This is a genomic window from uncultured Sunxiuqinia sp. (genome assembly GCF_947495665.1).
In the GTDB taxonomy this organism is placed as follows: Bacteria; Bacteroidota; Bacteroidia; order Bacteroidales; family Prolixibacteraceae; genus Sunxiuqinia; species Sunxiuqinia rutila.
On sequence record NZ_CANLZV010000002.1, the window covers coordinates 417,704 to 431,296 of the forward strand.

9 protein-coding genes are annotated in these 13,593 nt (G+C 41.0%); 6 read left to right on the forward strand and 3 right to left on the reverse strand.

Features of this window, described 5'->3' with window-relative positions; translation table 11 throughout:
• Window position 1 precedes the first annotated feature (1 nt).
• The 5 genes from Q1A18_RS04590 to Q1A18_RS04610 all read left to right on the forward strand — a co-directional run bounded on the left by Q1A18_RS04590 (window position 2) and on the right by Q1A18_RS04610 (window position 5,152).
• Window positions 2–454 carry a hypothetical protein gene (locus tag Q1A18_RS04590; protein ID WP_299577749.1) on the forward strand — a complete coding sequence of 151 codons (453 nt, stop codon included), beginning with the start codon at window positions 2–4 and terminating at the stop codon, window positions 452–454.
• Window positions 455–639: 185 nt separating this feature from the next.
• Window positions 640–1,974 (forward strand): dihydrolipoamide acetyltransferase family protein, encoded by a 1,335-nt coding sequence (locus tag Q1A18_RS04595; protein WP_299577750.1) that lies wholly within the window; start codon window positions 640–642, stop codon window positions 1,972–1,974.
• Between the two features lie 45 nt (window positions 1,975–2,019).
• Complete coding sequence (locus tag Q1A18_RS04600; RefSeq protein WP_299577751.1) at window positions 2,020–4,062, forward strand: alpha-ketoacid dehydrogenase subunit alpha/beta; 2,043 nt, start codon at window positions 2,020–2,022, stop codon at window positions 4,060–4,062.
• An 11-nt stretch (window positions 4,063–4,073) separates the two neighbouring features.
• A complete protein-coding gene (locus Q1A18_RS04605; RefSeq protein WP_299577752.1) occupies window positions 4,074–4,580 on the forward strand; it encodes a flavodoxin in 507 nt (168 codons plus the stop codon).
• A 92-nt stretch (window positions 4,581–4,672) separates the two neighbouring features.
• Complete coding sequence (locus tag Q1A18_RS04610) at window positions 4,673–5,152, forward strand: methylglyoxal synthase (RefSeq protein WP_299577753.1); 480 nt, start codon at window positions 4,673–4,675, stop codon at window positions 5,150–5,152.
• 690 nt (window positions 5,153–5,842) lie between these two features.
• Here Q1A18_RS04610 and Q1A18_RS04615 read toward each other — a convergent pair.
• Both Q1A18_RS04615 and gyrA read right to left on the reverse strand, forming a co-directional pair.
• Complete coding sequence (locus Q1A18_RS04615; protein ID WP_299577754.1) at window positions 5,843–7,051, reverse strand: tetratricopeptide repeat protein; 1,209 nt, start codon at window positions 7,049–7,051, stop codon at window positions 5,843–5,845.
• 70 nt (window positions 7,052–7,121) lie between these two features.
• Window positions 7,122–9,659 (reverse strand): DNA gyrase subunit A, encoded by a 2,538-nt coding sequence (gene gyrA / locus Q1A18_RS04620; RefSeq protein ID WP_299577755.1) that lies wholly within the window; start codon window positions 9,657–9,659, stop codon window positions 7,122–7,124.
• 288 nt (window positions 9,660–9,947) lie between these two features.
• On the opposite strand from gyrA, the gene Q1A18_RS04625 reads away from it, so the two are divergent.
• Window positions 9,948–12,467 carry an ATP-dependent Clp protease ATP-binding subunit gene (locus Q1A18_RS04625; RefSeq protein ID WP_299577756.1) on the forward strand — a complete coding sequence of 840 codons (2,520 nt, stop codon included), beginning with the start codon at window positions 9,948–9,950 and terminating at the stop codon, window positions 12,465–12,467.
• 35 nt (window positions 12,468–12,502) lie between these two features.
• On the opposite strand, the gene Q1A18_RS04630 is transcribed toward Q1A18_RS04625, so the two are convergent.
• Window positions 12,503–13,537 (reverse strand): mechanosensitive ion channel domain-containing protein, encoded by a 1,035-nt coding sequence (locus Q1A18_RS04630; RefSeq protein WP_299577757.1) that lies wholly within the window; start codon window positions 13,535–13,537, stop codon window positions 12,503–12,505.
• Window positions 13,538–13,593: the final 56 nt, after the last annotated feature.

Consider the following 13,593-nt stretch of genomic DNA (forward strand, 5'->3'; position numbering starts at 1 on the left):
TATGAAGTTATGTTTTTGTATCTGCTGTTTTCTAATTGCAGTATCTTCAAAGGGGCAGGAAACTTTTCAGTTTAAACAAATTGCTTGCGATTTTCCGGAAATTAAGGAATGTACGTACGATAAATTATTGGGAGAAAAGCTATCCATTAAGCTTGAACAGTTTAATCGGGTTTACACCAAAGAGGTTAATTGCGGTCCTCCCAACTATATTTCTTCCATTGAAATTCAAAAGCCCGACCTTTATTACTCCATCCAAAAGCTTACCAAGCACTACCGCAAGTGCAAAAAAAAGGATATCCTGTCTCAGGAAAAAATAGAGAAAGAGATGGTTGAAATTATCGACAAGTCGATTCTTATTTTTAATCAGCAAACAGATTCGGTTGAGCAGGAATTGAGGCAGGCTAACAATTCGGAAGATATTATTGGTGTTTTCGAGCGAATCATTATTGAATAACTGCAATTTGCTTCTAAATTATCTCATTGCTTTAGTCAGCTGTTAAAAGAACATTGGTTTTCTCCAATTTTATTTAGCACATCCCATTTGGGAACGCTTTGTTGACTTGAACTTTTCAATATCTAGCTTGTTGAATAAGTTGAATTTTCAAGAATAATCAAATGTTAAATAAATAATTTTGGAGTATGTCAGAGTTCAAGATCCTAATGCCTAAATTAGGCGAAAGTGTTCAGGAAGCTACAATTACCAAATGGTTTGTCAAAGAGGGAGATACAATTGAGGAGGATGATCCTGTGTTTGAAGTGGCAACCGATAAGGTAGATTCTGAAATCCCATCGCCAGTAGATGGCGTTATCTCAAAAATCCTATTCCAGGAAGATGCATTGGTTCCTGTTGGTGAAGTGGTTGCTATTGTTAAAATTGACGGCGATGGTGACGATACAACAGAAGATGCAGCACAAGCAACGGATAAAGAAACAGAAGCACCAGCACCGACTTCTGAGGTAGAAACAGAAGCGAAGGCCGAAGAAAGTCAGCCAGCAGAATCAGCTAAATCTGCAAGTGTTAAAACAACAGCTACACGCTTTTATTCTCCTTTGGTTAAAAGCATAGCCGAAAAGGAAAATATTAGCCTGGAGGAGCTCGAAACCATTCAAGGCTCGGGGCAAAATGGCCGTGTGCAGAAAAATGACCTGTTGAAATACCTGGAAGACAAAAAATCAGGTAAAGCGCAACCCGAAATTGCAACAACTGCCAGCACAAGCGAAGAAGTGAAACCTTCGGCTCCTAAAATCAGCCCATCAATTGGGGCCAATGAGCAGATCATTGAAATGGACCGCGTTCGTAAGCTGATTGCTGACCACATGGTACGGTCGAAGCAAACTTCACCTCACGTAACTTCTGTTGTTGAAGTTGATGTTACCAACCTGGTCCTTTGGAGAAAAAAGGTGAAAGATCAATTTCAGGAAAAATACGGCGAGAAAATTACATTTATGCCTGTGTTTACAGAAGCAGTAGCCAAAGCATTGATGGAGTTTCCAATTGTAAACTCCTCAGTTGATGGCGATAAAATCATCTTGCACAAGTCGGCCAATGTTGCAATTGCAGTAGCCAAACCCGATGGGAATCTGGTTGTTCCGGTGATTAAGGAAGCTGAGCAAAAGAATTTGCTGGGTATTACTAAAAACCTGAATGAACTGGCAGAAGGAGCCCGTAATAATAAGCTCAAACCCGATGCTTATCAGGGCGGAACCTTTACCATCACCAATTTTGGCTCTTTCCGAAATGTTATTGGAACCCCAATTATCAACCAGCCTCAGGTAGCTATTTTGGCTACAGGAACGATTGAAAAGAAACCGGCTGTCATGGAAACTCCAACTGGCGATGTAATTGTTGTCAGACACAAAATGTTCCTTTCGTTGTCCTACGACCATCGAGTTATTGATGGAGCCATGGGTGGAGCTTTTGTCAGACGTATTGGTGATATTCTCGAGGCTTTCGATATCAATCGGGAAATTTGATCGGGATATTTTACTATTTACTAATCATTTAGAGATAATTTAGAAATGACAACCATACCTAAAGTATATTCAATAAAAGATACACCAAAGGAAACGCTCGAGTCATGGTTCAAACTAATGACTTTGGGACGGGCTATTGATGACAAGGCCCCCAATTACCTGAAGCAGGCTATTGGGTGGTCGTATCATGCGCCATATGCCGGACATGATGGTATTCAACTGGCTATTGGACAAATCTTTGAAAAGCAGAAAGATCATTTATTCCCTTACTACCGGGATATGCTAACAGCCTTTTCTGCTGGTTTAACCGCCGAAGAATTAATTCTGAATGGAATTTCAAAGGCAACCGACCCCTCCAGTGGTGGGCGTCATATGTCGAACCATTTTGCCAAGCCCGAATGGAATATTCACAATGTTTCATCGCTTACCGGAAATCATACCTTGCATGCAGTGGGCGTGGCCCGAGCCATCAAATATTATGGCGAAAAAGCGGTGTCCATTAGCTCGCAGGGAGAGTCGTCTTTGTCTGAGGGCTACGTGTATGAAGCCATTAACGGCGCTTCGAAGGAAAAGCTTCCGGTTATTTTTACGGTGCAGGATAACGGCTATGGAATTTCAGTTCCTAAGAAAGACCAAACAGCTGCACGCAAAGTGGCCAATAACTTCAAAGGTTTTAAAAACCTGCGGATTATTCATTGCAACGGAAAAGATGTTTTCGATTCGATGAATGCCATGACTGAGGCTAAACGCCATGTATTGGAGGCTGGGGAGCCGGTTATTGTGCAGGCCAACTGTGTGCGCATGCGTTCGCATTCCAACTCAGACCGGCATGACTTGTACCGCTCAGAGGCAGAACGTCAATACGTGCTGGAATATGATCCATTGGCTAAGTTCAGAAGGATGCTAATTCGCTATAAGCGTTTTACTGAAGAAGAAATTGTGGCGATTGAGGCCGAAGCTAAGGCAACCTTAAAAGCTGCTCACAAAGCGGCCTTGGCTGCTCCGGATCCGGACCCGGATTCAATCTTTGACTTTATATTGCCGGAAGCTTACACTTCTGAGAAATATCCGGAGGGCACCCACCAGGAAGAAGGCGAAAAGAAAAAGCTGATTACCGGCTTAAATGAAACACTAAAAGCTGAGTTTCACCATAACCCCGATACATTTATGTGGGGGCAGGATATGGCCAATAAGGACAAAGGAGGAATCTTTAATGTGTCGAAAGGGCTTCAGCAGGAGTTTGGTCCAAAACGAATTTTCAATGCACCTATTGCCGAGGATTTTATCATGGGAACGGCCAACGGGATGTCTCGATTTAGTGAGAAAATACGTGTTGTTGTCGAGGGAGCCGAATTTGCCGACTACTTTTGGCCTGCCATGGAGCAATACGTTGATTCAAGTCACGACTATTGGCGCTCCAACGGTAAATTTACACCCAATGTAACAATCCGTCTGGCATCAGGGGGCTATATTGGTGGCGGACTTTACCATTCACAAAATATTGAAGGCGCATTAACGTCCATTCCGGGAGTGCGAATTGTATATCCGTCTTTTGCAGATGATGCTGCCGGCCTGTTGCGCACATCAATTCGCTCGCGCGGAATGACTATGTTTATGGAGCCCAAAGCGCTGTATAACGATCCGAAGGCCGCAACGGTCATTCCTGATGACTTTGAAGTTCCGTTTGGAAAAGCACGAACACGTCGGGAAGGAAGCGATCTTTTCATTGTAACCTATGGAAATACAACGCATCACTGCCTGGAAGCAGCCGAAAAATTAGCTGAAGAAGGTATTAATGCAGAAGTTCTTGATTTAAGATCGCTGGTTCCGATGGATAAAGAGGCTATTATTAACGGCGTGAAGAAGATCGGTAAAGTACTTGTTGTTCATGAGGATAAAGTACATTCCGGCTTTGGTGCTGAAATTACGGCAACCATTATGGAAGAAGCTTTTGAATACCTGGATGGGCCGGTACACCGCATTGGATCACCATTTATGCCGGTTGGCTTCCATCCTATACTGGAACGTGCTATTTTGCCTAATGCAACTAAAATTTACGATGCTGCCAAAAGTATCGTTGCTTACTAAAATCAGAAAATATGAGTACTGCAATTATCTATAGTTTTACCTCAAATAAAACCGCGAAGGCCGGCGAGAAGATTGTCGCTGCTATCGGTAAATCATTTGAAACAACCACGGTAGATGCCGATCAATTGACAGAGGAAGAATTTCTTGCTTACAATCAACTGATTCTTGGTGTGCCTACCTGGTTTGACGGAGAGTTGCCCCATTACTGGGATGAGTTTGTTCCAGCGATTGAAGAAATGGACTTGAAAGGCAAGAAGGTTGCTATTTACGGGTTGGCCGATCAAGTTGGCTACCCGGAGAATTTTGCTGATGGCATTGGCATCCTGGGACGCTTAATGCGTGAGCGTGGTGCCGAACTTGTAGGTGAAACAGCCATCGAAAGTTACAAATTTGAATCATCTCATGCTATTGAGAATGATAAGTTTATGGGCTTGGTGCTTGATCAGGAAAATCAAGCCAGACTGTCTAAAAAGCGAATCGAAAATTGGGTAGAAGACCTGAAAAATATTTTCAAGTAGACTCTGACAGCTATTCGAAAGTGATGAAGCATGGGCTGTTTAGTCCATGCTTTTTTGTTTGAACAGGATATTAAAACACTAATTGAAATACAATGAAAACAATTAAGCAGAAAAAAGTTATTGCCTTGGTTGCTCACGACAACCGGAAAAAAGACATGATGGAATGGGTGTCATACAACTGGAAGGAATTGGTATTTCATAACCTCATTTGCACCGGAACAACGGGTAAGTTAATTCAGGAAACACTTTCAATGAAGTGCCATGAAAATGAGCTTATTCCGCCTGAAGTTATTCGGCTTAAGTCTGGCCCGCTTGGGGGAGACCAGCAATTGGGGGCCTATATTGCTGAAGAAAAGGTAGATATGCTGATTTTTTTCTGGGATCCAATGCAGCCACAGCCTCACGACGTTGATGTTAAAGCCTTGCTACGCATATCCACCCTATACAATATTCCCGTAGCAACTAATCGTTCAACAGCGGATTTTATAATCTCATCGAAATTGTTCCATGAGAAGTACAATCCATTAATAAAGGACTATTCTACTTACATTTCGCGCAGTGTAGATATGTAAATTAGTGATAATAATTTGCTAAATGCGCATTGTGTTGAAATGTGAATTACTCAATCCTAGTACCTTTAATTACTTGACCTGTAGTGTATTTGGCAGTTCACATTTGTGGCATTAGTTTTGTGGCGTCAGTTTTGATTTAACTGTAATCATCTAAGGGCAAGATTGCTCTTCAACAAACTGGCCAGTGCCAATAGTTGAAGTATGGCCTGGAAGATTTAATTTTATAAAGGGATGATGATGCAGTTTGATGAATGGAAAGATCAAGTGCGATAGAAAAGCGGATATAACTGCAGAAGTATGCTGTTTATTAGAAAACATAATTAACTGCCTGAGCTTTTAATATTCTAAGTGATCCTTACCATTGATAAGAAATACCGGAATGCCATGGGTAGTCAGATTTGGAACTAATTTCTAGGATAATTAATCGCAACCAAGGTACTTGATACTAGTTTGTGCAATGTGGGCATCGTCCGATGAATTAAGGATCCTTTTATTTGGAGACTATAGTTTTGAGTTGGATTAGCTAATTGGAAGGAAGATATCATTGTTGTAGCAAAATGAAATATAAATGCTTAATCCATAAATTGAGGTTTTCAAATTTAACAAAAATACCTGTCCTATAGTTGATATTATGTTATTTCTGTGTATTCAAAAAAAGGAGAGCGAAAACTCTCCTTTTAATTTAGTCTATTATTGTTGTAATTCTTCCAACTTAGCGTTAACCGTATCAAACTGATCCATCATTTTCAATCGGTAATAAACCGTTTTTAAGGTTTCCAACGCACTCATTTGAGTATCTTTTTCATTGGCAGCAGCTGCATATTTTGCGGCATTTTCCATTGGCTCAAGAGCTTTTTTGAACTCTATGTCAGCTTTTTCTTTTTCCTCTTCAAATTTCTCAGGCTGATTGGTTGGCACATCATTGGCCACTTCAATCTGCTTAACTCCTTTGTTGTAATAAATAGCACCTAAGTTATAATAAGCATCTGCGTAATCTTCTTTTATTTCAATGGCTTTCTTATAAGCTTCTACTGCCTTATCCAACTCATTGATTTTATCATACAAAGATCCGCGTGCGAAGTGAAATGAAGCATTGTTTGGATCGTTTTCAATCGCCAGCTCCAGGTATTTCATCGCCTCATCTACCTTGTTTGAATTCAGGTAGATATTGATTAACTGAACCATAATCGAGCTATTATCCGGGTACTTTTCAAAACCTTCTTGCAATGCTTCAACAGCATTCACAGTGTCTTGTTTTAAGATATAGCTTGAAGAAATTAGCTCATAAGTACGTGCTCCATTGTAATCATGCTTAGCTGCTTCCTCGTAGTATTTGATGGCTTCATCGTATTTCTCTGCATTGTAAGCTGCAAGACCGGCATTGAAAATAATAACCGTATCAACAGCTTGTGGATTTTCAGCATCAACCATTAATGGCAAATCCTGAATTTCAAGAATTTGCTTAAATGACTGTAAAGCAAGCTCATAATTATTGTCATGGAAAGCTTGAACGGCCTGATCTGTAAAATCAGAAATCAACAAGGTCAGCTTAATTTTGATGCTGTTGTCGTTTCTGTCTTTTTCATCCAGGTCCAGTGCCTTTTTGTACGATTTTAAGGCTTCTGCCAGAGGATTGTCTGACAACTTCTTAATATTGGCATCTTTACTCTGGTAAACGGCTTGAAAAATCTCACCTCTAACTTCCCAAGTTTTGGGCCAGTCTAAGGTTTTTTCAGATTTCTCATTACTCGGATCAATCGTCATTTCGATTGTTTCAACCGCCTTATCGAGCTTTCCGCCATCCTTATAGCTTTGAGCGCTGGACACCTTCCCTTTCTGGGCAAATCCAGCTGTTACTGAAAGTATAAGTACAAATAGAAAAATTGTTTTCTTCATCATTCTTATTTTTAGATTTTTTTTACAAATTTAATTTTTTTACTATCATTTCAAATCAAGATAGTAAAATGCCTTATAATTCATTTTCAGTGTTTTCTTCTGTATCTGGAGCATCCAGAATTTCTGGATTTTCAATTATTTCGCCGTCTTCTTCTTCAATTTCGCCATTACTCTCAAAGGTAACGCGGGCAACTGACGCAATTCGGTCTTCATCTTTCAGGTTAATTAAACGAACTCCTTGAGCTGCACGGCCCATAACGCGCAATGAAGAAATAGGTAGGCGAATTGTCAAACCGTTTTGAGTGATAATCATCAAATCATTTGCGTCAATGACACTCTTAATGGCAATTAATCCACCTGTTTTTTCGGTTATGTTAATTGTTTTAACTCCTTTTCCTCCTCGGTTTGTGATTCGATAACCGTCAATACTTGAGCGTTTACCGTATCCTTTTTCAGAAACAACCAGAACGTCTTCGGACTCATTCTCTACACAGATCATGCCAACGACTTCATCTTGCTCATTTCCAAGGGTAATACCGCGTACTCCGGATGCCGTTCTTCCAATCGAGCGAACGATGTCCTCGTGGAAACGGATAGCTTTACCTGATTTTACAGCAATCATAATATCTTGTTTGCCGTTTGTCAATCGCGCTTCCAGCAGTTGGTCTCCTTCGCGAATCGTGATGGCATTTACACCATTCTGACGGGGACGAGAATAAGCTTCAAGCGAAGTTTTCTTGATAATACCTTTTTTGGTACAAAGAATAATAAAGTTATTGTTGATGTACTCTTCATCATCCAGACGCTTCACTTTATTGAAAGCCAACACTTTGTCGTCTGGCTCAATGTTTAGCAAGTTCTGAATTGCACGTCCTTTGGATGTTTTTGTTCCTTCCGGAATTTGATAAACTTTCAACCAGAAGCATTTACCTTTCTCGGTGAAAAGTAACAAGGTATTGTGCATGGTGGCAATAAACATGTGTTCCAGGAAGTCTTCATCTCTGGTAGCACCTCCTTTTGAACCTTTACCTCCCCTGCCCTGTGTTTTGAATTCAGTCAGCGGCGTACGTTTAATATAGCCCATGTGTGAAATGGTAATAACCATTTCCTCGTCTGCATAAAAATCTTCCGGGTTAAATTCTTCGGCATTCGGAACAATTTCTGTCTTCCGCTCATCACCGTATTTGGCCTTCACTTCGGACAGTTCGTCTTTGATGATTTGCATACGCAGTGATTCGTTGCCCAGAATTTCGCGGCAGCGCTCAATGAAAGCCATAACTTCTTGATATTCTGAACGCAACTTATCTTGCTCCAGACCAGTTAGCTGACGAAGACGCATTTCAACAATGGCGCGTGCCTGAATTTCAGAAAGTTCAAACTTCTCCATCAAGCGTTCTCTGGCTTCATCCGGAGTTTTTGAGCTTCGAATCATGGCAATAACTTCATCAATATTATCGCTCGCAATAATCAAACCTTCCAGAATGTGTGCACGCTTTTCGGCCTGTTCCAGTTCAAACTGAGTCCGTCGTACAACAACATCGTGCCGGTGCTCCACAAAGTGATGAATCAAATCTTTCAGATTCAACATTCTGGGACGACCTTTTACCAAAGCAATGTTGTTTACACTAAAGCTGGTTTGAAGCTGAGTGTATTTGTAAAGTTTATTTAGTACAACATTCGATATTTCGTCTTTCTTCACATCAACAACGATGCGCATTCCATCGCGGTCTGACTCATCATTGATATTCGAAATTCCTTCGATCTTCTTATCATTAACCAACTCGGCAGTCTTCATAATCAATTCTGCCTTGTTGACCAGGTAAGGAATTTCAGTAATAATAATTTTTTCGCGTCCGTTAGGTTGTACTTCAACGTGAGCTTTTCCACGTAAAACAATACGTCCACGGCCTGTTTCGTAGGCATCTTCCACGCCTTTATAACCATAAATAACACCTCCGGTTGGGAAATCGGGGGCCTTTATAACAGATGTAAGTTCTGAAATTTCAATCTCCCGGTTGTCAATGTATGCCACGATGGCATCAATTGTGTCAGATAAGTTATGAGGAGGCATGTTGGTAGCCATTCCGACAGCAATCCCTGAAGCACCATTCACCAAAAGGTTAGGAATTCGGGTTGGTAGTACGGTTGGTTCATTCAACGACTCATCGAAGTTTGGTTGAAAATCAACCGTGTTTTTATCCAAATCCTGTAGAATTTCTTCTGCAATTTTTGCCAAACGTGCTTCGGTATAACGCATTGCAGCCGGACTGTCCCCGTCAATGGATCCGTAGTTTCCTTGTCCATCAACCAAAGGATACCTCAAAGACCACTCTTGTGCCATCCGCACCATTGTGAAATAAACAGAAGAGTCACCATGTGGGTGATACTTACCAAGTACCTCCCCTACGATTCTTGCAGACTTTTTGTAGGAACGGTTCGAGAATATACCTAACTCGCTCATTCCAAACAGCACACGCCTGTGAACAGGTTTCAATCCATCACGTACATCGGGCAATGCCCGTGACACAATGACTGACATCGAATAGTCGATGTAAGCAGATTTCATCTGCTCTTCAATATTTATTTTTATAATTTTTTCGCCTTCAGCCATTTAATCCTCCTTTTAAAGAAATTTTATGTTGAAAAATTTTGACTTACAAAAATATAAAAATACTAATAAAATCAGCCATTATAAGTGGTATTAATTAGACTTCTTCAAACAAGATTTTAACAAGTCAATGTTTAAAAATCCTATTGATTCAAGTTCCGTGTCTTTAAATATTGCTTACTTTTACTTTGAATTTCTGTTTCCAGTTCAAAAAGCCGAAATCCAACATTTCGGAATAGTATTTGTTAAAACAGAAATAACTTACAAATTTATATTAAGGACATTTCAATTATGGATTCTCAATTCTCACCAAGAATAAAAGATGTTCTGACCTATAGCCGTGAAGAGGCCATCAGGTTAGGAAATGAGCAGATTGGACTTGAGCATATTTTTCTGGGAATTTTGAGAGAGGGAGAAGGGATAGCAATTGATATACTCACCAATTTGGGAGTAAATTTATCTGAAATCAAAGAAGCCATTGAATCTGCGCTTCGTACCGATAATATTATTGATCCACAAGCTTCCGTTCAACTCTTAAAATCAGCAGAAAAAGCGCTCAAGCTTGTTTATCTTGAAGCACGTGCATTCAACAGCTCAACAATTAATACGGGCCATTTATTATTGGCGCTGTTAAAAGACAAAGACAGTCAGATTTCAACCTTGCTGAGCGAATTTCATGTTAACTATTACATTCTAAAGTCAAGGCTTGAGGATTACAAACAGCCGGAAGCTAAATCAGACTTTGGAGATGAAGAAGATATGGATGATCCGTTCTCAAAGCAGCAACCCCCGTCAGGTTCATCTTCAAAAAAATCAAGTAGCTCAAAATCAGAAACTCCGGTACTGGACAACTTTGGGATTGACATAACCAAAGCTGCGGAGGATAATAACCTGGATCCCATTGTAGGACGGAGCAAAGAAATTGAACGACTGGCACAAATTTTATCGCGTCGCAAAAAGAATAATCCGATTTTGATTGGAGAACCGGGAGTTGGTAAGTCTGCAATTGCTGAAGGCTTAGCTATCCGGATTATTCAAAAGAAAGTATCTCGTGTACTGTTCGACAAGCGCGTTGTGAGTCTGGATATTGCGTCAATTGTGGCCGGGACCAAGTATCGCGGACAGTTTGAAGAGCGCATGAAAGCCATTCTGAATGAGCTTTCGAAAGTGAATAATGTTATCCTGTTCATCGACGAAATTCACACCATTGTAGGTGCCGGAGGAGCAACCGGATCGCTTGATGCGGCCAATATGCTGAAACCAGCGTTGGCTCGGGGCGACATTCAATGTATAGGTGCCACAACCCTTGACGAATACCGCCAGCACATTGAGAAAGATGGTGCACTGGAGCGTCGTTTCCAGAAAGTTATGGTTGAACCAACTTCGGTTGATGAAACCATTGAAATTCTGAATAACATTAAGGAACGCTATGAAGATCACCACAATGTCATTTATTCAGATGATGCCATTAAAGCTTGTGTCAAATTAACGGCGCGGTACATTACCGATCGTTACTTACCGGACAAGGCCATTGATGCGCTGGATGAAGCTGGTTCCAGGGTTCATATTGCCAACATCAATGTTCCGGAACGCATTGTCAAGCTGGAAGAAAAGATTGAAAGCACGCGCGAAGAGAAAATAAAAGCCGTAAAAAGTCAAAACTTTGAAGTGGCTGCCAACCACCGGGATAAGGAAAAAAACCTGCTTCAGTTACTGGATCAGGAAAAAGAAGCCTGGGAAAAGGAACTTATCAGCCATCGCGAAGTCGTTGAAGAGGAAAAAGTGGCCGAAGTGGTTGCCATGATGTCAGGCGTTCCGGTTCAACGAATAGCCCAGGCAGAGGGTATTCGACTGATGAATATGGGGGCTATGCTAAAAGGAAGTGTGGTTGGTCAGGATGACGCCATTGCCAAGATTGTGAAGGCAATCCAACGTAACCGAGCTGGACTGAAAGACCCCAACAAACCAATTGGTTCCTTTATTTTCCTGGGACCTACGGGTGTTGGTAAAACCCAGTTAGCCAAAGTATTGACCAAATACTTGTTCGACAGTATTGATTCGCTAATTCGCATTGACATGAGCGAGTACATGGAGAAATTTGCTGTTTCGCGACTGGTGGGTGCACCTCCGGGGTATATTGGCTATGAAGAAGGCGGACAATTGACTGAAAAAGTACGGCGCAAGCCCTACTCCGTTGTTTTGCTGGATGAGGTTGAGAAAGCGCATCCCGATGTTTTTCACCTTCTGCTTCAAGTGCTTGACGAAGGTCGTTTGACTGACAGTCTGGGACGCAATATTGATTTCAAAAATACCATCATTATAATGACCTCCAACATTGGCTCACGTCAATTGAAGGACTTCGGGCGAGGCGTTGGATTCTCAACACCAAAAACGGCAGAAGAAGAAAGTGATCATGCCAAGTACATCGTTCAAAAGGCATTGAAACGTGCCTTTGCTCCGGAATTCTTAAACCGGATTGACGATGTTATCATGTTTAATACGCTTTCAAAAGAAGATATCTCTAAAATTATTGATATCGAGTTGAAAGAACTTTACGAACGCGTGGAAGCATTGAATTATAAGCTGAAAATCTCGAAGACAGCCAAGGATTTCATTGCTGAAAAAGGCTATGATGCACAATATGGTGCACGTCCGCTTAAACGGGCAATTCAGAAATACCTGGAGGACGAAATGGCCGAAGTAATCATCAAAGCGTCTATTTCAGAAGGCGATACGATTTCAATTGGCTACGATAAGAAGAATGATAAAATAAAGGTTCGCATACTTGCAACCGATGACAAAAAAGAATAATTGCTCAATGAAAGCCGGTGAATGCACCGGCTTTTTTATTGTTCTTCGAAGAGGTTGATGCGGCTTTTTGGCAGATGTTGCGGATATTCATTTTGCACAAAGCGAATAAGTTCTTCACGCACATGTACTCTTAAATCCCATGCTGTTGGAGAATCTTCGGCACTTACCAAAGCACGCAACTCCAAGGTTCGTTCATTGGAATTGGTCACCTGAAGTACGTTCACTTTTCCATCCCACAAATCTGTTTGATTTAAAACTTCGGTTAGCTTTTCACGCATTTTCTCAACCGGAAAAGCATAATCAACATGCAGATAGACTGTTCCCAAAATTTCAGCAGAAGTTCGAGTCCAATTCTGAAATGGTTTTTCAATAAAATAGGTAATCGGAAGAATCAAGCGGCGTTTGTCCCATATACGCACCACCACATAAGTGAGTGTAATTTCTTCGATCCAGCCCCACTCCCCCTCTACAATCACGACATCTTCCAGCCGAATGGGTTGCGTAATAGCGATTTGGAAGCCAGCCAGAATCATTGCAATGCTGCGCTGAGCGGCAAAACCAATAATAATCCCTGCAATTCCGGCACTGGCTAACAAGCTAAGCCCTATTTTACGTATCTGAGGAATGGTCATCAGGATAATTCCGATGGCAATAATCACGACAATGGTAATCAACATACGCTCAAGCACCGACAGCTGTGTATGAATTTTTCGGGCTTTTAGGTTATCTCTTGTCGAAATATCATATTTTGCCAACACGTAGACCTTAATTCCCCGGATGGCACTAATTATTAGCCAGGCTAAAATCAAGGTATATACAATTCCCAGGATGATATTGATACTGCTGTTTACTTCATCCAACAATGCGGTGGCAGGCACTAACATGGAACCTGCAATTAGCATCACCAAAAAAATGAAGGGCAGGCTTACGAAACGCATAACTTTTAGTCCTACTGTATGATTAGAGTTTTTTCGGATCAATTTCTTTAAGTACCCGATAATGAGAAAAGCAATAAAAACACCTAAAACAAGACCAGCAGCAACAATAGCAATTTGTAAAAATAAGGTCATAACTTTAATTTAGTATTTCTTTGGATAACACCAAAAAGTGGAAGTCGTTCATTCGA

Bases quoted from the DNA above. Each gene is read 5' to 3' on its own strand.
- Q1A18_RS04590 (WP_299577749.1), top strand. From the start codon at position 2: ATGAAGTTATGTTTTTGTATCTGCTGTTTTCTAATTGCAGTATCTTCA.
- Q1A18_RS04595 (WP_299577750.1), top strand. From the start codon at position 640: ATGTCAGAGTTCAAGATCCTAATGCCTAAATTAGGCGAAAGTGTTCAG.
- Q1A18_RS04600 (WP_299577751.1), top strand. From the start codon at position 2,020: ATGACAACCATACCTAAAGTATATTCAATAAAAGATACACCAAAGGAA.
- Q1A18_RS04605 (WP_299577752.1), top strand. From the start codon at position 4,074: ATGAGTACTGCAATTATCTATAGTTTTACCTCAAATAAAACCGCGAAG.
- Q1A18_RS04610 (WP_299577753.1), top strand. From the start codon at position 4,673: ATGAAAACAATTAAGCAGAAAAAAGTTATTGCCTTGGTTGCTCACGAC.
- Q1A18_RS04615 (WP_299577754.1), bottom strand. From the start codon at position 7,051: ATGATGAAGAAAACAATTTTTCTATTTGTACTTATACTTTCAGTAACA.
- gyrA (WP_299577755.1), bottom strand. From the start codon at position 9,659: ATGGCTGAAGGCGAAAAAATTATAAAAATAAATATTGAAGAGCAGATG.
- Q1A18_RS04625 (WP_299577756.1), top strand. From the start codon at position 9,948: ATGGATTCTCAATTCTCACCAAGAATAAAAGATGTTCTGACCTATAGC.
- Q1A18_RS04630 (WP_299577757.1), bottom strand. From the start codon at position 13,537: ATGACCTTATTTTTACAAATTGCTATTGTTGCTGCTGGTCTTGTTTTA.